The organism is Pseudomonas sp. D3, assembly GCF_029320995.1.
Classification (GTDB): domain Bacteria; phylum Pseudomonadota; class Gammaproteobacteria; order Pseudomonadales; family Pseudomonadaceae; genus Aquipseudomonas; species Aquipseudomonas paraveronii.
The window spans coordinates 5,535,363-5,553,009 of record NZ_CP119772.1 but is presented as its reverse complement, the minus strand read 5'-3'; the positions used below and the strand labels follow the sequence as shown (position 1 = coordinate 5,553,009).

Below are 17,647 nucleotides of genomic sequence, written 5' to 3'. Positions count from 1 at the left end.
TGCGCTTTTGTGGCGAGGGAGCAAGCTCCCTCGCCACAGGGGTATGCACAATCGCTGGCCCCACCGCGCCCAATTCCGTACCATTCCCCGCCTTATTCCCCGCAATGCCCTGGTACCTCATGAACCTCACCCGTCTTCGCGCCGACGCCCTGGCCGGCCTCACCACGTCTTTTGCCTTGCTGCCAGAATGCATCGCCTTTGCCCTGGTGGCGCACCTCAACCCGCTGATGGGCCTCTACGGCGCGTTCATCATCTGCACCCTCACGGCGTTGTTCGGCGGCCGGCCGGGGATGGTTTCTGGCGCGGCAGGGTCGATGGCGGTGGTGATCGTCGCGCTGGTGGTGCAACACGGCGTGGAGTATTTGCTCGCGACGGTGCTGCTGGGCGGGTTGATCATGCTGGTCTTCGGCCTGCTGCGCCTGGGCAAACTGGTGCGGATGGTGCCGCACCCGGTGATGCTGGGGTTCGTCAACGGCCTGGCGATCATCATCGCCCTGGCGCAGTTGGAGCATTTCAAAAGCGCTGATACCTGGCTCAGCGGCACGCCGCTGTATGTGATGAGCGGCCTGGTGCTGGTGACCATGGCCATCGTCTACCTGTTGCCGCGCCTGACCCGTGCGGTGCCGCCGGCCCTGGTGGCGATCCTCGGCGTGGGCCTGGCGGTGTACCTGCTGGGCTTGCCGACGCGCACGCTGGGCGACATGGCCCACATCGCCGGTGGCCTGCCGAGCTTCGCGCTGCCGCAGATCCCCTGGACCCTGGAGACCCTCGGCATCATCGCGCCCTACGCATTTTTGATGGCGATGGTTGGCCTGCTGGAAACCCTGTTGACCCTGAATCTCACCGACGAAATCACCGAGAGCCGCGGCTATCCCGACCGTGAGAGCGTGGCCCTGGGCGCCGCGAATATGCTCTCGGGCCTGTTCGGCGGCATGGGCGGTTGCGCCATGATCGGGCAAACCGTGATCAACCTCAGCTCCGGCGGGCGCGGGCGTTTCTCCGGGGTCTTGGCCGGGGTGATGATCCTGTTGTTCATTCTGTTTCTGTCACCGCTGATCGAGCGCATTCCGCTGGCGGCGCTGGTGGGGGTGATGTTCGTGGTGTCGCAGCAGACCTTCGCCTGGGCGTCGCTGCGGGTGATCAACAAGGTGCCGCTCAACGACGTGCTGGTGATCATCGCGGTGACCGTGATCACCGTGTTCACCGACCTGGCCACGGCCGTGTTGTGCGGGATCGTGATCGCGGCGCTGAACTTCGCCTGGCAACAGGCGCGGGAGTTGTATGCGGATGAACATCTGGAAGCGGACGGCAGCAAGCTCTACCGCGTGCATGGCACCTTGTTCTTTGCCTCGACCACGCCGTTTTTGAACTGCTTTGACCCTGCGAACGACCCGGCAGCGGTGACGCTGGATTGCCGTCACCTGAGCGCTGTCGACTACTCCGCGATTGCCGCGCTGATGACCTTGCGCGAGCGCTACAGCAAGGCCGGCAAGCATCTGCGCGTGCTGCATTTGTCCGAGCGCTGCAAGAAGCTGCTCAAGCGCGCCAAGGTCCATCACGACTGATTGTGAGGGATCACGGCCCGACCAGGTCTTCCAGTTCCTGGGCGCGGGTCTGGGTCATGTCCAGCACGCAGCCGGTGCCGTTGACCTGATCAATGCTGCCGCCGGTGGCACTGCCGGCAAAGGCGCAATTGGCATCGCGGTACTTTATCCACAGGCGCTGCACCTCCTGCAATTGCTGCTTGCGCGCACCTTCCTGGGCGGCGAGGGCGGTCTTGTAGGCGGTGTTCAGGCGCGTGTCCTGCACTTTGGTTTGCTGGGTGTTGCACTTGACCATGTCGACGGTCGTGTTGGCGCTGTCCATGCATTTCTTCAGTGCGGCGTTGTCGGCGGCCGACGCGCTGCTGCACAGGGCGAGCAGCACGGCGCTGGCGGCGAGGGAGGTGCGGATCATGAGCGAGTGTCCTGGATGTCGGTGGGTGCGCATTTTAAGACTCAAGCGCGCGTGTTGAGTTTCCAGCCTTTTCTGAACTTGATGTAAGAACACCCCCTGAATTTTCATGCGCCGCTGTCGGGCATGTCCCAACGCGACAGCGCTTATCTGTGGGCGAAAATTACTTTCATAAAAATTGAAAATGCTCCTCGGTAATGATTTATGAGTTTCACAACCCATTCGACGTGAGCCTTTCCGAGGAGTACCGCATGGCCGCATCACCGGGCTTCGGGCTATTGGCATACGCTGCCATCGCCATCATTGCTTTGATCGTGCTGATTGCACGTTACCGACTCAACCCGTTTATCGTCATCACCCTGGTGTCCATCGGCCTGGCGCTGATGGCCGGGATGCCGGCGGACTCCATCATGGGCTCCTATGAGGCGGGCGTCGGTAAAACCCTGGGGCATATCGCCCTGGTGGTCGCGCTGGGCACCATGCTCGGCAAGATGATGGCTGAATCCGGTGGCGCCGAGCAGGTGGCGCGCACGCTGATCAACCGGTTTGGCGAGCGCAATGCCCACTGGGCGATGGTGTGCATTGCCTTTCTGGTGGGGCTGCCGCTGTTTTTCGAGGTCGGTTTTGTGTTGCTGGTGCCGATCGCCTTTACCGTGGCGCGGCGCGTGGGGGTGTCGATCCTGATGGTCGGCTTGCCGATGGTCGCCGGCCTGTCGGTGGTGCATGCGCTGGTGCCGCCGCACCCGGCGGCGATGATGGCGGTGCTGGCGTACAACGCCTCGGTCGGGCAGACCGTGCTCTATGCGATTTTGATCGGCATTCCCACGGCGATCATCGCCGGCCCGCTGTATGCCAAGTTCATCGTGCCGCGCATTCACCTGCCAGCGGAAAACCCGCTGGAACGCCAGTTCATCGAGCGCAAGCCGCGCAGCCGGTTGCCGAGTTTCGCCCTGACCATGGGCACCATCCTGTTGCCGGTGGTGCTGATGATGATCGGCGGCTGGGCCAACGTGATTTCCACCCCCGGCAGCGGTTTTAACCAGTTCCTGTTGTTTATCGGCAACTCGGTGGTCGCGCTACTGGTTGCGACCCTGGTGAGTTTCTGGACCCTCGGCCTGGCGCAAGGTTTCAACCGCGAGTCGATCCTTAAGTTCACCAACGAATGCCTGGCGCCGACCGCGAGTATCACCTTGCTGGTGGGCGCGGGCGGCGGTTTGAACCGGATCTTGGTCGACGCCGGCGTGACCAATGAAATCCTCGGCCTGGCCCATGCCTTCAACCTGTCGCCGCTGGTGATGGGCTGGCTATTCGCCGCGTTGATGCGCATCGCTACCGGGTCGGCCACCGTAGCCATGACCACCGCTTCCGGGGTGGTCGCGCCGGTCGCGCTGGGCCTGGGTTATCCACACCCTGAACTGCTGGTGCTGGCGACCGGTGCGGGTTCGGTGATCTTTTCCCACGTCAACGACGGCGGCTTCTGGCTGATCAAGGAATACTTCAATATGAGCGTGATCCAGACCTTCAAGACCTGGACCGTGTTGGAGACCCTGATTTCAGTAGTTGCCTTCGGTCTGACGTATGGTCTGTCCTGCATCCTGTAATCCGGAGACCCCATGGACATCCTCTACCAGATCCGCGCCCGCCAGGCGTCTTTCAGTGCCGGCGAAGGGCGTATCGCCAAGCTGATGCTCGATGACGTGGGCTTTGCCGCGTCGGCCAGCCTGGAAGAGTTGTCCCAACGCGCCGAGGTCAGCACCGCCACGTTGTCGCGGTTTGCGCGCAGCGTCGGTTGCCGGGATTTGCGCGACTTGCGCCTGCAATTGGCCCAGGCCAGTGGCGTGGGCAGCCGCTTCCTGGACCCGGCGGGCAAGCCTGAGCAGTCGGGGTTTCATCGGCAGATTCTCGGCGATATCGAGGCGACGTTGCGTCAGCATTTGTCGGGGTTCAATCAAGCCGGTTTCGTCGATGCGGTCAGCCTGTTGGGCAAAGCGCGGATGATCCACGCGTTTGGCATGGGCGGCCCGTCGAGCCTGTGCAGCGATGAGTTGCAAGTGCGTCTGGTGCGCCTGGGCTACCCGATTGCCGCCTGCCATGACCCGGTGATGATGCGCGTCACGGCGGCGACGCTGGGGCCGGAGCATGCGTTGATCGTCTGTTCGCTCAGCGGTCTCACCCCGGAGTTGCTGGACGTGGTGGCCCTGGCGCGCAACTACGACACGCCCGTCGTCGCCATCACCCTGGCCGGCTCCCCCCTGGCCGAGCTGGCGGATGTCGTACTGGCGCTGCAACCGGCCGAAACCAGCTTCATCTACAAACCCACGGCGGCGCGCTACGGCATGCTGCTGGCCATCGACCTGCTTGCCACCGAACTGGCGCTGGCCATGCCGGATGACAACCAGGAACGCCTGCGCCGCATCAAGCTGGCCCTCGACGACTATCGCGGCGGCCCTGACAGCCTGCCGCTTGGAGACTGATATGCAGTACGACACGCTGATTCGCCAGGCGCTGATCATGGATGGCCGCAACACGCCTGGGTATGTCGCCGATGTGGGGCTGCGCGACGGGCGTATCGAGGCGATCGGCGACTTGTCGGCTGCGCTGGCCGAGCAGGCGATCGACGCCCGAGGCCGGGTGTTGGCGCCGGGGTTTATCGATGTACACACCCACGATGACACGGTGGTGATCCGTCAGCCGCAGATGCTGCCCAAGCTCAGCCAGGGTGTGACCACGGTGATTGTCGGTAACTGCGGCATCAGCGCGTCGCCCGTGCGTTTGCGCGGTGAGCCGCCGGACCCGATGAACCTGCTGGGCCGGCGTGAGGCGTTCACCTATCCACGATTTGCCGATTACCGCGCCGCCGTGGAAAGCGCCCACCCGGCGGTCAACGTCGCGGCGCTGATCGGCCACACGGCGCTGCGCAGCAACCATATGGACGACCTGCACCGCAGCGCCACGCCGGATGAAATCGCCGCGATGCGCGTGCAGTTGCGCGACAGCCTGGAAGACGGTGCCCTCGGGTTATCCACCGGCCTGGCCTACGCCAGCGCGTTTAATGCCGAGACCGATGAGGTGCTGCAACTGAGTGAAGAACTGACGGCCTATGGGGCGGTGTACACCACCCATCTGCGCAGTGAGTTCGAACCGGTGCTGGAGGCCATGGACGAAGCGTTTCTGATCGGTCGGCATGCCCAGGTGCCGGTGATCATTTCCCACCTAAAGTGTGCAGGTGCGGGTAACTGGGGGCGTAGTCCGCAGCTGTTGGCGGCGCTTGAGCAGGCGGCGAAAACCCATCCGGTGGGGTGTGATTGTTATCCCTATGCGGCGAGTTCTTCGACCCTGGATCTCAAGCAGGTCACCGACGCGTTTCGCATCACCATCACCTGGTCGACACCGCACCCGGAAATGGGCGGACGCGACTTGCAGGCGATCGCGGCCGAGTGGGACGTTTCGCTGATGGACGCCGCCCGCCGCCTGCAACCGGCGGGGGCGGTGTATTACGGCATGGACGAGGCGGATGTGCGCCGTATCCTCGCGCATCCGCTGTCGATGGTCGGATCGGATGGCTTGCCCGAAGATCCGTTCCCGCATCCGCGCTTGTGGGGCGCGTTTCCACGGGTGTTGGGGCATTTCAGTCGAGACGTTGGGCTGTTCCCGCTGCACACGGCGGTGCATAAGATGACCGGCTTGTCGGCGGCGCGATTCGGCTTGTCCGAGCGGGGCGAAATTCGTGTAGGGCACTGGGCCGACTTGGTGTTGTTCGATCCGCTGCGCGTGCGCGATGTGGCGGATTTCGAGGCGCCGCAGCAGGCCGCGCAAGGGATTGATGGCGTGTGGGTCAACGGCGTGTTGAGTTATTGCGACGGACAGCCAAATGGCCAGCGGCCGGGGCGGTTCCTGGCGCGCAGTGGGGATTTGCGGGGTGGGTTTTCGACTCTATAGTGGGCGCTCTTACACACGGAGCGGTTGCCATGCACTTAGGAAAAGTCACCCCCATCCTGCGGATTTTCGACGAGGCCAAGGTGTTGGAGTTCTATGTCGGTTTTCTGGGGTTCACTGTCGATTGGCAGCATCGCTTCGAGGCGAATTTTCCGTTGTACCTGCAGGTGTCGTTGGGTGAGTGCGTGCTGCATTTGTCCGAACACCATGGCGATGCTTCGCCGGGTGCGGCGGTGCGGATTCAGGCGCAGGGCGTAGACGCGTATCAGCAGCAATTGCAGGGCAAGGACTATCGTTTTGCCAAGCCAAGCGTTGAAGAAATGCCCTGGGGTTCGCGGGAGATGAGCATCCGCGATCCGTTTGGCAATCGGCTGGTATTTGTCGAGGAGGGCGAGGGCTGAGGGGTAAAGCGCAGGCAATAAAAAACCGCCTTAGTAGGGCGGTTTTTTTGTGCAAGCCCAGTTTCGGCTGAGGTTGCGTTCTAACAGGAAGCGTTGACCCGTATCCAAAGGCTCACATGTTCCGGTAAGTGCGCTGGAGGTAAGGCCCAACTCATGGAGGGCCGAGTATGTCTAAGTTTGCACGACGTACGTGGAACCTCGTCGTGAATGCCTGTGGCGAGGGAGCTTGCTCCCGGTGGGGCGCGAAGCGGCCCCTACTCAAGTTGATTCAGGTAACGGTTTGGGCTGCTGCGCAGCCCAACGGGAGCAAGCTCCCTCGCCACAATGATTGCGCTTTACACCCGGAAATGGCTGACCATCTGCTGCAACTGGCTACCCAGCCGTGCCAGTTCCACGCTCGACTTGGCCGTCTCGTCACTCGCGGTGGCGGTCTGTTCCGACACGTCACGCACGTTGATGATGCTGCGGCTGATCTCTTCGGCCACGGCGCTTTGCTCTTCGGCTGCCGCTGCAATCTGCTGGTTCATCGACTGGATATTCGACACCGTGCGGGTGATGTTTTCCAGGGATACGCCGGCCTTGCGCGTCAGCTCGACACTGCTGTCGGTGAGGCTGCGGCTGTTGTTCATCACCGCCGCCACCTGCTGGGTGCCGTTCTGCAAGCCGGCCACCAGGCCTTCGATTTCTTCGGTGGATTTCTGCGTGCGCTGGGCCAGGCCACGCACTTCGTCGGCGACGACGGCAAAGCCACGTCCGGCTTCACCGGCACGCGCTGCTTCAATCGCGGCATTGAGCGCCAGCAGGTTGGTCTGTTCAGCCACGGCCTTGATCACGTCCATTACGCTGCCGATCTTGTTGCTCTCTTGTTGCAGATGGGTCATGGCGTCGGTGGAGCGCGCCACTTCGGCGGCCAGGCGTTCGATCTGGGCGATGGCTTCAGCCACCACTTTGTCGCCTGCGCGGGCTTGGCCATCGGCATCGGCAGCGGCCCGGGAGGCCTGCTCGGCGTTGCGCGCGACTTCCTGCACGGTGGCGGTCATTTCGTGCATGGCGGTGGCGACTTGATCGGTCTCGATCTTCTGGCTATTCACGCCGGCGCTGGTCTGCTCGGTCACGGCCGACAACTCTTCGGCGGCGCTGGCGATTTGGGTCACGCCGTCGCGAATACCGCTGATCAACTCGCGAAGGGTCGTGCCCATGCGCTGGATGCCTTGTTGCAGCACGCCCAGTTCATCACGGCGGGTGACCTGGATATTGTGGCTCAGGTCGCCGGAGGCAATGCGTTCCACCACGGCCAGGGTTTCCTGGATCGGGCGCGTGATCTGGCGGGTGATGACAAGTGCCGCGATGATGCCGACCAGCAACGCCAGCAAGGTGCTGATCAATTGCAGGCTGCGGGCCTGGGCGCTTTCGGCGTCGCGACGTTCGAGCTGGATGTCGTAGAGCTTATCGCTGATGGTGACGATGTCGGCACCTTGGGTGGTCATTTCGGCGCGTGCTGAGACGATATTGGCGTTAGCCGCTTTGTAGTTCTGCACCGCACTGCGGTAGGCGCCGAGGGCGCTTTCCAGTGCGCTGAGCGCGGCCTGTTGGCTGCTGCCAAACACGGCGCCGAGGCCTTTCAAGCCGTTGATGGCTTTTTCGATTTGTGCGGCGGCGCGGGCTTCGGTGTCGGCGTTGACATTGCCGGTGTAGCCGCGCACTTCGTAGCGGGCCAACTGGAACTCTTGCTTGGCATGGGTCACGGCCTGGTACTGGGTGAAGCGCTCGGGGCTGTCGGGCACCTGCTGCACGCTGCTGTCCAACGCGTCGATCTGGGCGTTGGCGATGTCGGCCTTATCACCCATGACCTGGCGCGCAGCATTGCCGTTACGGTAGGCCTCACGCATTTTGTTCAGCGATTGCTGATAAGCCGTGATGACGGCTTTCTGGTCGTTGAGCAGCTTGCGGTTTTCCGGGCTCTTGAAGCTGTCCAGGAGTTTTTGCTGCTGGGCGGTGAAGGCATCCAGGCTGGTCTGTACGTTCTGCGCCACGCTCTCATCGCCGTTGGCCAGCATGTATTGCAGGCGCACGATGCGCAGCTTGGTCAGGGCGGCATTGAGTTGGGTGATGTCGCTCATCCAGTTGCTGCGGTCGATCAGGCTGCCCAGGCTGGTCCAGCCGGTCAGCGCGAGGATCGAGGTGAGGATAAGTACCAGGCCGAAGCCCAGGCCCAGTTTGAGGTTGACGCTGATGTTACCGAACCAGCTGTTCATCGAGTGCTCCGCAAAAATGATGTTTGTCTGCTGGACGGTGGTGTTGTTGTTTGAGCCAGCCAAGGTGTTTAGGCCATATCGGCGGGCGCACGGGAAACTGAAACGTTTAATTAGTTATTGCGATGCACGGAGCCCGGCATCACCGACCACCGGCGCCAGGCAGGCATGACGTGGCTGGCGCTCATCCCGTACTCACATTCTGTGCTAGTCTGCTGGCCCTTTTAGTTCTGGGCGGTGCCGGAAAACAGTGTTTTCAGCGCTGCTCTACAGCGGAGCCTCTTCATGTCCGAAGTTAATCTGTCCACCGACGAAACCCGCGTCAGCTACGGTATCGGCCGTCAGTTGGGCGACCAACTGCGCGACAACCCACCACCGGGCGTAAGCCTGGACGCGATCCTGGCTGGCCTGACCGACGCGTTCGCCGGCAAGCCAAGCCGTGTTGATCAAGAGCAAATGGCTGCCAGCTTCAAGGTCATCCGCGAAATCATGCAAGCCGAAGCGGCTGCCAAGGCTGAAGCCGCGGCAGGCGAGGGCCTTGCGTTCCTGGCGGAAAACGCCAAGCGTGATGGCATCACCACTCTGGCTTCCGGCCTGCAATTCGAAGTGCTGACTGCCGGTGAAGGCGCCAAGCCGACCCGTGAAGACCAAGTGCGCACTCACTACCACGGCACCCTGATCGACGGCACGGTGTTCGACAGCTCCTACGAGCGCGGCCAGCCTGCAGAATTCCCGGTTGGCGGCGTGATCGCTGGCTGGACCGAAGCCCTGCAACTGATGAATGCCGGCAGCAAATGGCGCCTGTACGTGCCGAGCGAACTGGCTTACGGCGCTCAAGGCGTTGGCAGCATTCCGCCGCACAGCGTTCTGGTGTTTGACGTCGAGCTGCTCGACGTTCTGTAAGACCTGCTGATTACCTGTTGGGAAGAGCCTGCTCGCCCCAACAGGGTTTTGCGCGGTTGCTCATGGGTGAAACTTGCCATTGGGCTCCGTCACCGGGCGCAACGCTCGGGCATAGCAGAACAGAAACAGATTGCGCACCACTTCCTTCAGTACACCGGGTTCACTGGAACTCAGGCCATTCACGTCCAAGTCGCCCTGGTCCTGCAGTTCATTGAGCGCTTCTTCCTCCAGCACCGCACAGACTTCCCCGGTTTCCCGATGAAGGATCCGTAGGTAAGGGTGTGGGCGGTCCAGCCAGGCATCTATCAAATAAGTCATGGTCGTTCTCCTTGATAAGTTTCAATGAGAATAATTCTTATTCGTAGAATAGCAAGTGCCTATTGGCGGTTTCTGGTTTTTTCTGTGTGGGTATTGCGCGCGATCAACAGCGAGGGCGAAACGCCATCCCACGGCGGGCGCGGGATGGAAGCCGCAGGATCAGACCTTGCGGACGAACTCGGACTTGAGTTTCATCGGGCCGATACCGTCGATCTTGCAGTCGATATCGTGATCGCCGTCGCACAGGCGGATGTTCTTGACCTTGGTGCCGACCTTGACCACCAGGGAGGTGCCCTTGACCTTGAGGTCTTTGATCACGGTGATGGTGTCGCCGTCCTGCAGGACGTTGCCCACAGAGTCTTTCTTCACGGTTTCATCGCCGGCCACTTCGGCCTCGCCAGTGGCGGACCACTCATGGGCGCATTCCGGGCAGATCAGTTGGGCGCCGTCTTCGTAGGTGAATTCGGAATTGCATTTCGGGCAGGGTGGCAAAGTGCTCACTAAAGCTCCTTAAAGGTCAGGATGGCTAAAGTCGCACATTATATAGGGAATTGTAGGGAGGCAGGGCGCGGTCTTGGATTGGTAATACAAACTAAATGTGGGAGGGGGCTTGCCCCCGATGGCGGTATTCCAGTCGATACAGTTGGCGACTGATACTCCGCTATCGGGGGCAAGCCCCTCCCACATTTGGTATTTCTAGTGCGTGCGCGCGACCGCGAATTCACTCAGCTCAACCAGGGCGTCCCGGTATTCGCTGGCGGGGAGGGCGTCCAGGCATTTGATCGCACGGGCCACGTAGTCACGCGCCAGTTGTGCGGTGTAGTCCAGGGAGCCGGAGGCTTCCACGGCAGCGCGGATGCTTTCCAGGTCTTCGATCCCGCCTTTCTGGATCGCCTTGCGCACCAGGGCCGCTTGTTCCGACGTGCCTTCGCGCATGGTGTAGATCAGCGGCAAGGTTGGCTTGCCTTCGGCCAGGTCGTCACCGACGTTCTTGCCCAGGGTTTCGGCGTCGCCACGGTAGTCGAGCAGGTCATCTACCAGTTGGAACGCCACGCCCAAGTGATCGCCAAAGGTGCGCAGGGCTTCGGCCTGTTCGGCCGTGGCTTCGCATAGGGCAGCGGCGCTGTGGGTCGAGGCTTCGAAGAGCATCGCGGTTTTGCCGCGAATCACTTCCATGTAGGTTTCTTCGGTGGTGCTGGCGTCACGCACCTTCGACAACTGCAGCACTTCGCCTTCGGCGATGATGCGCGTGGCCTGGGAAAGAATCTTCATCACCTGCATCGAGCCCAGTTCGACCATCATTTCGAACGAGCGCGAATACAGGAAGTCGCCGACCAGCACGCTCGGGGCGTTGCCCCACATGGCGTTGGCGGTCTCGCGACCACGGCGCATGCCGGACATGTCGACCACGTCGTCATGCAGCAGGGTCGCGGTGTGCAGGAATTCGATAGTGGCGGCCAGCAGGCGCAGGTCATCGCCTTCGCGGCCCAGGGCCTTGCCGCACAGCAACACTAATAAAGGACGCAGGCGCTTACCGCCCGCCGACGTAATGTAGTCGCCAATTTTGGAGACCAGCGGCACTTTAGACGTCAGCTGCTGCTTGATGATGCCGTCGACGGCGCTAAAATCGTCCGCGACCGCGCGGTAGAAAGCTTGGGGTTGCATCAGCGACAGTCGCTCCAGAAGGGTTGCGCGGCATGCTAGGACCCTGACCCCGCAGTGTCAAGGCGCGATAGACAGCCTCTTGCAACGCGTCAACGCCTTGCGTACAATCGCGCACCCTGAACTTCCTGGGCAGCACCTGCCTTACGCAATTGCATTCGGGACGTCCATCCCATGCAGCCATGCCAGCCAATACCTCTTCTTATAAAGCGCTGGGTGAGCAGGATTATCGGAGAAATACCATGTCGTATGCAGTAATTGTTACTGGTGGCAAGCAATACAAGGTCGCCCCAGGTGAATACCTGAAGATCGAAAAACTGGAAATCGCTACCGGCGAATCCGTTACTTTTGATCGCGTTCTGTTGGTCGCCAATGGCGATGACGTGAACATCGGCGCTCCAGTTGTTCCTGGCGCTACCGTTGTGGCTGAAGTGATCTCCCAAGGTCGTCACGATAAAGTCCGCATCATCAAGTTCCGTCGTCGTAAGCACCACATGAAGCGTATGGGCCACCGCCAGTGGTACACCGAGATCAAAATCACCGGTATTCAGGCTTAATTTCAGCCTAATCCTCACTAGGAGAATTGACTCATGGCACACAAAAAAGCTGGTGGTAGTACCCGTAACGGTCGCGACTCAGAAGCCAAACGCCTTGGCGTGAAGATGTATGGCGGCCAGGTTATCATTCCGGGCAACATCATCGTGCGTCAGCGCGGCACCCAATTCCACGCCGGTTACGGTGTTGGCATGGGTAAAGATCACACTCTGTTCGCTAAAATCGACGGCGTGATCAAGTTCGAAGTAAAAGGCGCCTTCGGTCGCCGTTACGTGAGCATTGTCCCGAAGACTGAAGTCGTCGCGGCATAATTACGTAGTTGCTGGAAAAGCCCTGTCTCGCGACGGGGCTTTTTCGTTTGTGGAGTGAGTCTCTTGCAAAGCTGTTTGTAATGAGCTCAAGCGCTGGATTTGCGGTCGTTGATTGAGGTCGCTGCGCTCATTTTTGCAAGAGTCTTATGTCTTGGTTTCTTAAGCTCGTCCGTGCGGCGAGAGGCGTTTTGTTATGAAGTTCGTTGATGAAGTTTCCATCCGAGTAAAAGCAGGCGACGGCGGTAACGGTTGCATGAGTTTCCGTCGCGAAAAGTTCATCGAAAACGGTGGCCCCAACGGCGGTGACGGCGGTGACGGCGGTTCCATCTACATGATGGCCGACGAAAACCTCAACACCCTGGTGGACTACCGTTACACCCGGCACTTCGATGCCGAGCGTGGTTCCAACGGCGGCAGCACCGACTGCACCGGTAAAAAAGGTGAAGACATGGTGCTGCGCGTACCGGTCGGCACCACGATCATCGATTCCGCGACCCAGGAAGTGATTGGCGACCTGACCAAGGCCGGCCAGAAGCTGATGGTTGTGCAGGGCGGCTGGCACGGTCTGGGTAACACCCGATTCAAGTCCAGTACCAACCGTGCGCCACGCCAGACCACGCCGGGCAAGCCTGGCGAGCAGCGTGACCTCAAGCTGGAAATGAAAGTACTCGCCGACGTGGGCCTGTTGGGCCTGCCAAACGCTGGCAAAAGTACCTTCATCCGCTCGGTCTCGGCCGCCAAGCCGAAAGTCGCCGACTACCCGTTCACCACCCTGGTGCCAAACCTGGGCGTGGTCAGCGTCGACCGTTGGAAAAGCTTCGTGGTCGCCGACATTCCCGGCCTGATCGAAGGTGCTTCCGATGGCGCGGGCCTGGGGATTCGCTTCCTCAAGCACTTGTCGCGTACCCGTTTGCTGCTGCACCTCGTCGACATGGCGCCGCTGGATGACACCAGCGCACCGGACGCCGCCGAAGTGATCGTCAGCGAGCTGACCAAGTTCAGCCCGGCCCTGGCCGAGCGTGACCGCTGGTTGGTGCTGAACAAGTGCGACCAGATCCTCGAAGAAGAACACGAGGAGCGCGTCAAGGAAATCGTCGATCGCCTGGAATGGACCGGCCCGGTCTATGTGATCTCGGCCATCGCCAAAGAAGGCACCGAGCGCCTGACCCGCGACATCATGCGCTACCTCGAAGACCGCGCTGACCGCCTGGCGGCCGACCCGGTGTTCAAGGCCGAACTCGCCGAGCTCGATCAGCAGATCGAAGACGAAGCCCGTGCCCAGTTGCAAGCGCTGGACGACCAGCGTGCCCTGCGCCGCAGCGGCGTGAAGTCGGTCCATGACATCGGCGATGACGATTGGGACGAAGAAGACGTGGATGATGAAGACGGTCCGGAAATCATTTACGTGCGCGACTGATTCGTTGCAGTAAACTTAAGCGCCGCTCACTTGAGCGGCGTTTTGGTATCTGGGTATATCTGTAGTCACGAATGTAGTCACGAATAACGTTATGGGCGGCGCTGGGTCGCGTCGAGCCCTCTAACCAAGGTTGAAGATGATGCGGAGCAAAGTGGCAGGTGCGCAGCGCTGGGTCGTAAAGATCGGAAGTGCGTTGCTGACGGCAGATGGCAAGGGGCTGGATCGCGCAGCCATGAGCGTGTGGGTCGAGCAGATGGTGGCCTTGCATGAGGCCGGTGTCGAGTTGGTGCTGGTCTCGTCCGGAGCGGTTGCCGCCGGGATGAGCCGCCTCGGCTGGACCGCGCGACCCAGCGCGATGCACGAACTGCAAGCCGCTGCCGCGATCGGCCAGATGGGCCTGGTGCAAGCCTGGGAATCCAGCTTCGCCGAGCACGGCCTTCACACGGCGCAGATCCTGCTGACCCACGACGACCTGTCCGACCGCAAGCGCTACCTCAACGCCCGCAGCACCCTGCGCGCGCTGGTGGAGCTCAAGGCGATCCCGGTGATCAACGAGAACGACACGGTGGTCACCGACGAAATCCGGTTCGGCGACAACGACACCCTGGCCGCGCTGGTGGCCAACCTGGTGGAGGCCGACCTGTTGGTGATCCTCACCGACCGCGACGGTATGTTCGACGCTGACCCGCGCAACAACCCCGACGCCAAATTGATCTACGAAGCCCGCGCCGATGACCCGGCGCTGGACGCCGTGGCTGGCAGCGTCGGTGGGGCCTTGGGCCGTGGCGGCATGCAGACCAAGCTGCGTGCGGCGCGCCTGGCTGCGCGCTCTGGCGCGCACACCATCATCGTCGGCGGGCGCCTGGAGCGCGTGCTCGACCGTCTCAAGGCCGGTGAGCGCATCGGTACGCTGCTGTCGCCGGAGCGCGGCATGCTGGCCGCGCGCAAGCAGTGGCTGGCCGGGCATTTGCAGACCCGTGGCACGCTGGTACTCGACGATGGCGCCGTGGCGGCGTTGTCCCAAGGCCACAAGAGCCTGCTGCCGGTGGGCGTCAAGTTGGTGCAGGGCAGCTTCCGCCGTGGTGAGATGGTGGTGTGCGTGGCGCCGGACGGTCGTGAAATCGCTCGTGGCCTGGCCAACTACAGCGCGCTGGAAGCGCAGAAAATCATCGGGCAGTCATCTGACGCGATTGTCGGTCTATTGGGTTACATGGCGGAACCGGAACTGGTCCACCGCGACAACCTGATCCTGGTTTAAACGAAAGGAATACACGATGCGTGTGATGAAGGGATTGCTCGGCCTGCTGCTGGCCATGCCATTGTTGGCCTCGGCCGAAGAGATCGGCCAGGTGTCGACGGTGTTCAAGTTTGTCGGCCCCAACGACCGGATCGTGGTCGAAGCCTTCGATGACCCCAAGGTCGATGGCGTGACTTGCTACCTGTCGCGTGCCAAGACCGGCGGCGTCAAAGGCGGCCTGGGCTTGGCCGAAGACCGCTCTGAGGCGTCGATTGCCTGTCGTCAGGTCGGGCCGATCCGCTTCAAGGGTGAACTCAAGGATGGCGACGAAGTGTTCAAGGAACGCACGTCGCTGGTGTTCAAGACCATGCAGGTGGTGCGCTTCCTCGACAAGAAGCGCAATACCCTCGTCTACCTGGTCTACAGCGACCGCCTGATCGAGGGCAGCCCGCAGAACGCCGTTACCGCGATTCCGATTTTGCCGTGGCCGACCGCTCAGTGATCCGCAGGCGAGTTTCGTAATCGGCGTCTATGATTGCAGGCTTGCGGGTTGTAATCTCGAAGCGTCGCAATGCAAAGAACATGGGATATCTGGAGTTCGTCATGAGTGCTTTCCACGACCTGAAACTCAAAGCGTTGGACGGACAAGAGCTGCCACTGGCGCCCTTCAAGGGCAAAGTTGTGCTGGTGGTCAACGTGGCCTCCAAATGTGGCTTGACCCCGCAATACGCGGCGTTGGAAAACCTCTATCAGCACTACAAGGACCAGGGGTTTAGCGTACTCGGCCTGCCGTGCAACCAGTTTGCAGGCCAGGAACCGGGTAGCGAAAAGGAAATCCAGGCGTTCTGCAGCCTCAACTACGGCGTGACCTTTCCGTTGGGCAGCAAACTCGAGGTCAACGGCCCTGAGCGTCATCAGTTGTACCGCTTGTTGGCGGGCGAGGGCGCCGAGTTTCCTGGGGACATCACCTGGAATTTCGAGAAATTCCTGTTGGGTAAAGACGGCCGAGTACTGGCGCGCTTCTCGCCGCGTACCCCACCGGAAGATCCGTCGATCGTCCAGGCCATCGAAAAAGCCCTGAGCTGATTCCCTAACCTGTAGGCGCGAGCGAGCTCGCTCCTACAGGTGTCCGGCATTTCTAAGCCTTAATCACTCCGATCAATAGTGCTACTCAGCGCGCTGCACTCGCCATATTATCGGCATCATAAAAACCGTCTTTCGTGGAGTGTTGCCATGCCTGTTCAAGCCTTGTTCAAACCGTTCCACCTCGGAGCACTGCAACTGTCGAGTCGTGTGGTCATGGCGCCGATGACCCGTTCGTTTTCCCCGGGCGGTGTACCCAATTCCAAGGTCATCGAGTACTACCGCCGCCGTGCCGCTGCCGGCGTGGGCCTGATCATCACCGAAGGCACCGTGGTCGATCACCCGGCGTCCAACGGCTATCCCAACGTCCCGCACTTCTACGGTGAAGCGGCGTTGGCCGGTTGGAAGAAAGTGGTCGATGCAGTGCATGCCGAAGGCGGCAAGATCGTCCCGCAGCTGTGGCATGTGGGCAGCGTGCGCCGTATCGGCACTGAGCCGGATGCCAGCGTACCGGCCTACGGCCCGATGGAAAAACTCAAGGATGGCAACGTGGTCGTCCACGGCATGACCCATCAGGACATCAAGGACGTGATTGCCGCCTTCGCCCAAGCGGCCAAGGACGCCCAGCGCATCGGCATGGACGGCGTGGAGATCCATGGCGCCCATGGCTATCTGGTGGACCAGTTCTTCTGGGAGGGCAGCAACCAGCGCACCGACGAATATGGCGGCAGCCTGGCCAACCGTTCGCGCTTTGCCATCCAACTGATCCAGGCCACCCGCGCCGCTGTAGGCCCGGATTTTCCGATCATCTTGCGTTTTTCCCAGTGGAAGCAACAGGACTACACCGCGCGCCTGGTGCAAACCCCCGAGGCCTTGGGTGAGTTTCTTAAGCCGCTGTCCGACGCCGGTGTGGATATTTTCCACTGTTCCACTCGCCGTTTCTGGGAGCCGGAGTTCGAAGGTTCCGACCTCAACCTGGCCGGCTGGACCCGCCAGCTCACCGGTAAACCGACCATCACCGTCGGCAGCGTCGGCCTGGATGGCGAGTTCCTGCAGTTTATGGTCAACACTGACAAGGTTGCGCAACCGGCCAGCCTGGAGAAGCTGCTGGAGCGCTTGAACAACGATGAGTTCGACCTGGTCGCCGTGGGCCGTGCTCTGCTGGTGGACCCGGATTGGGCGCTGAAGGTGCGCGAAGGTCGCGAGGGCGACATCCTGCCGTTCAGCCGTGAGGCGTTGACGACCCTGGTGTAACGGGCTGGGCTCCCGGCGGTTGTCACCGGGAGCTGTTTAGCTGGAGCGTTCAATACTCTACTGATTTACGCAGCGCTTGGCTGTGATCGGTCTTGTGCCCATCTTGACGCGCAGAGTGGTCATAGGTGGGCGGTTCTGCTCGAGACTGATCCAGCCACTGTTGCTGACGCGTCCACTCTGCCTTTTGTGTGTGTGTCCACAAGCAGACACCCCTTCTATGGCAGGTGTCATGTAGGTGGCGATAAATCGCACGACGTTCCGGAAATATCCTGTTGTGGCGTGCCGACTCCGATGGCTTTAGGTAAAAAATCCTAATGTTGAAGCCGTTATTCAGGGGGAAGGCTGGCAGGAAGGCGAACGAACTG

At 61.3% G+C, this 17,647-nt stretch carries 18 protein-coding genes; 13 read left to right on the top strand and 5 right to left on the bottom strand.

The window, feature by feature from the left end:
* The first annotated feature begins 119 nt into the window (after positions 1 to 119).
* Positions 120 to 1,565 (top strand): SulP family inorganic anion transporter, encoded by a 1,446-nt coding sequence (locus P3S72_RS25690; protein ID WP_276194854.1) that lies wholly within the window; start codon positions 120 to 122, stop codon positions 1,563 to 1,565.
* Between the two features lie 10 nt (positions 1,566 to 1,575).
* Here the strand turns inward: P3S72_RS25690 and P3S72_RS25685 are convergent, their stop codons facing one another.
* Positions 1,576 to 1,956: a lysozyme inhibitor LprI family protein gene (locus P3S72_RS25685; RefSeq protein WP_276194852.1), complete on the bottom strand. Its 381-nt coding sequence runs from the start codon at positions 1,954 to 1,956 to the stop codon at positions 1,576 to 1,578.
* A 248-nt stretch (positions 1,957 to 2,204) separates the two neighbouring features.
* Here P3S72_RS25685 and P3S72_RS25680 point away from each other — a divergent pair, with 248 nt between their 5' ends.
* Genes P3S72_RS25680 through P3S72_RS25665 form a run of 4 tightly spaced genes read left to right on the top strand, consistent with a single transcriptional unit; the run spans position 2,205 to position 6,290 of the window.
* A complete protein-coding gene (locus tag P3S72_RS25680) occupies positions 2,205 to 3,554 on the top strand; it encodes a gluconate:H+ symporter (protein WP_276194850.1) in 1,350 nt (449 codons plus the stop codon).
* A gap of 12 nt (positions 3,555 to 3,566) precedes the next feature.
* On the top strand, positions 3,567 to 4,427 hold the full coding sequence (locus tag P3S72_RS25675) for a MurR/RpiR family transcriptional regulator (protein WP_247399689.1): 861 nt from the start codon (positions 3,567 to 3,569) through the stop codon (positions 4,425 to 4,427).
* A 1-nt stretch (position 4,428) separates the two neighbouring features.
* Positions 4,429 to 5,892 (top strand): D-aminoacylase, encoded by a 1,464-nt coding sequence (locus tag P3S72_RS25670; RefSeq protein WP_276194848.1) that lies wholly within the window; start codon positions 4,429 to 4,431, stop codon positions 5,890 to 5,892.
* A gap of 29 nt (positions 5,893 to 5,921) precedes the next feature.
* Positions 5,922 to 6,290 (top strand): glyoxalase superfamily protein, encoded by a 369-nt coding sequence (locus P3S72_RS25665; protein ID WP_247399685.1) that lies wholly within the window; start codon positions 5,922 to 5,924, stop codon positions 6,288 to 6,290.
* Positions 6,291 to 6,625: 335 nt separating this feature from the next.
* Here P3S72_RS25665 and P3S72_RS25660 read toward each other — a convergent pair whose 3' ends face one another.
* Positions 6,626 to 8,545 (bottom strand): methyl-accepting chemotaxis protein, encoded by a 1,920-nt coding sequence (locus P3S72_RS25660; RefSeq protein ID WP_247399684.1) that lies wholly within the window; start codon positions 8,543 to 8,545, stop codon positions 6,626 to 6,628.
* A 282-nt stretch (positions 8,546 to 8,827) separates the two neighbouring features.
* Between P3S72_RS25660 and P3S72_RS25655 the strand changes: the two genes are divergently transcribed.
* On the top strand, positions 8,828 to 9,445 hold the full coding sequence (locus tag P3S72_RS25655; protein WP_192300611.1) for an FKBP-type peptidyl-prolyl cis-trans isomerase: 618 nt from the start codon (positions 8,828 to 8,830) through the stop codon (positions 9,443 to 9,445).
* A gap of 60 nt (positions 9,446 to 9,505) precedes the next feature.
* On the opposite strand, the gene P3S72_RS25650 is transcribed toward P3S72_RS25655, so the two are convergent.
* The 3 genes from P3S72_RS25650 to P3S72_RS25640 all read right to left on the bottom strand — a co-directional run bounded on the left by P3S72_RS25650 (position 9,506) and on the right by P3S72_RS25640 (position 11,428).
* Entirely contained in the window at positions 9,506 to 9,763 is a 258-nt protein-coding gene (locus P3S72_RS25650) for a hypothetical protein (RefSeq protein ID WP_276194846.1), read from the bottom strand.
* Between the two features lie 159 nt (positions 9,764 to 9,922).
* Complete coding sequence (locus P3S72_RS25645; RefSeq protein WP_046382089.1) at positions 9,923 to 10,264, bottom strand: zinc ribbon domain-containing protein YjdM; 342 nt, start codon at positions 10,262 to 10,264, stop codon at positions 9,923 to 9,925.
* Between the two features lie 195 nt (positions 10,265 to 10,459).
* Complete coding sequence (locus P3S72_RS25640) at positions 10,460 to 11,428, bottom strand: polyprenyl synthetase family protein (RefSeq protein ID WP_276194844.1); 969 nt, start codon at positions 11,426 to 11,428, stop codon at positions 10,460 to 10,462.
* Positions 11,429 to 11,667: 239 nt separating this feature from the next.
* Between P3S72_RS25640 and rplU the strand changes: the two genes are divergently transcribed.
* The 7 genes from rplU (at position 11,668) to P3S72_RS25605 (ending at position 17,282) form a co-directional block, all read left to right on the top strand.
* On the top strand, positions 11,668 to 11,982 hold the full coding sequence (rplU, locus tag P3S72_RS25635) for a 50S ribosomal protein L21 (RefSeq protein WP_007901869.1): 315 nt from the start codon (positions 11,668 to 11,670) through the stop codon (positions 11,980 to 11,982).
* A gap of 33 nt (positions 11,983 to 12,015) precedes the next feature.
* Positions 12,016 to 12,291, top strand: coding sequence for a 50S ribosomal protein L27 (gene rpmA, locus P3S72_RS25630; RefSeq protein ID WP_017340859.1), 276 nt, complete (start codon positions 12,016 to 12,018; stop codon positions 12,289 to 12,291).
* 193 nt (positions 12,292 to 12,484) lie between these two features.
* A complete protein-coding gene (cgtA, locus tag P3S72_RS25625) occupies positions 12,485 to 13,708 on the top strand; it encodes an Obg family GTPase CgtA (protein ID WP_247399679.1) in 1,224 nt (407 codons plus the stop codon).
* 139 nt (positions 13,709 to 13,847) lie between these two features.
* A complete protein-coding gene (gene proB / locus P3S72_RS25620) occupies positions 13,848 to 14,966 on the top strand; it encodes a glutamate 5-kinase (protein ID WP_253400441.1) in 1,119 nt (372 codons plus the stop codon).
* Positions 14,967 to 14,982: 16 nt separating this feature from the next.
* Positions 14,983 to 15,447, top strand: coding sequence for a CreA family protein (locus P3S72_RS25615; protein ID WP_017847751.1), 465 nt, complete (start codon positions 14,983 to 14,985; stop codon positions 15,445 to 15,447).
* A 101-nt stretch (positions 15,448 to 15,548) separates the two neighbouring features.
* Positions 15,549 to 16,031, top strand: coding sequence for a glutathione peroxidase (locus P3S72_RS25610; RefSeq protein WP_276194832.1), 483 nt, complete (start codon positions 15,549 to 15,551; stop codon positions 16,029 to 16,031).
* 147 nt (positions 16,032 to 16,178) lie between these two features.
* Positions 16,179 to 17,282 carry an NADH:flavin oxidoreductase gene (locus P3S72_RS25605; protein ID WP_276194831.1) on the top strand — a complete coding sequence of 368 codons (1,104 nt, stop codon included), beginning with the start codon at positions 16,179 to 16,181 and terminating at the stop codon, positions 17,280 to 17,282.
* The last annotated feature ends 365 nt before the right edge of the window (positions 17,283 to 17,647 follow it).

Excerpts from the sequence above, each read along its gene's own strand:
- P3S72_RS25690 (WP_276194854.1), top strand. The coding sequence starts at position 120 with ATGAACCTCACCCGTCTTCGCGCCGACGCCCTGGCCGGCCTCACCACG.
- P3S72_RS25685 (WP_276194852.1), bottom strand. The coding sequence starts at position 1,956 with ATGATCCGCACCTCCCTCGCCGCCAGCGCCGTGCTGCTCGCCCTGTGC.
- P3S72_RS25680 (WP_276194850.1), top strand. The coding sequence starts at position 2,205 with ATGGCCGCATCACCGGGCTTCGGGCTATTGGCATACGCTGCCATCGCC.
- P3S72_RS25675 (WP_247399689.1), top strand. The coding sequence starts at position 3,567 with ATGGACATCCTCTACCAGATCCGCGCCCGCCAGGCGTCTTTCAGTGCC.
- P3S72_RS25670 (WP_276194848.1), top strand. The coding sequence starts at position 4,429 with ATGCAGTACGACACGCTGATTCGCCAGGCGCTGATCATGGATGGCCGC.
- P3S72_RS25665 (WP_247399685.1), top strand. The coding sequence starts at position 5,922 with ATGCACTTAGGAAAAGTCACCCCCATCCTGCGGATTTTCGACGAGGCC.
- P3S72_RS25660 (WP_247399684.1), bottom strand. The coding sequence starts at position 8,545 with ATGAACAGCTGGTTCGGTAACATCAGCGTCAACCTCAAACTGGGCCTG.
- P3S72_RS25655 (WP_192300611.1), top strand. The coding sequence starts at position 8,828 with ATGTCCGAAGTTAATCTGTCCACCGACGAAACCCGCGTCAGCTACGGT.
- P3S72_RS25650 (WP_276194846.1), bottom strand. The coding sequence starts at position 9,763 with ATGACTTATTTGATAGATGCCTGGCTGGACCGCCCACACCCTTACCTA.
- P3S72_RS25640 (WP_276194844.1), bottom strand. The coding sequence starts at position 11,428 with ATGCAACCCCAAGCTTTCTACCGCGCGGTCGCGGACGATTTTAGCGCC.
- rplU (WP_007901869.1), top strand. The coding sequence starts at position 11,668 with ATGTCGTATGCAGTAATTGTTACTGGTGGCAAGCAATACAAGGTCGCC.
- rpmA (WP_017340859.1), top strand. The coding sequence starts at position 12,016 with ATGGCACACAAAAAAGCTGGTGGTAGTACCCGTAACGGTCGCGACTCA.
- cgtA (WP_247399679.1), top strand. The coding sequence starts at position 12,485 with ATGAAGTTCGTTGATGAAGTTTCCATCCGAGTAAAAGCAGGCGACGGC.
- proB (WP_253400441.1), top strand. The coding sequence starts at position 13,848 with ATGCGGAGCAAAGTGGCAGGTGCGCAGCGCTGGGTCGTAAAGATCGGA.
- P3S72_RS25615 (WP_017847751.1), top strand. The coding sequence starts at position 14,983 with ATGCGTGTGATGAAGGGATTGCTCGGCCTGCTGCTGGCCATGCCATTG.
- P3S72_RS25610 (WP_276194832.1), top strand. The coding sequence starts at position 15,549 with ATGAGTGCTTTCCACGACCTGAAACTCAAAGCGTTGGACGGACAAGAG.
- P3S72_RS25605 (WP_276194831.1), top strand. The coding sequence starts at position 16,179 with ATGCCTGTTCAAGCCTTGTTCAAACCGTTCCACCTCGGAGCACTGCAA.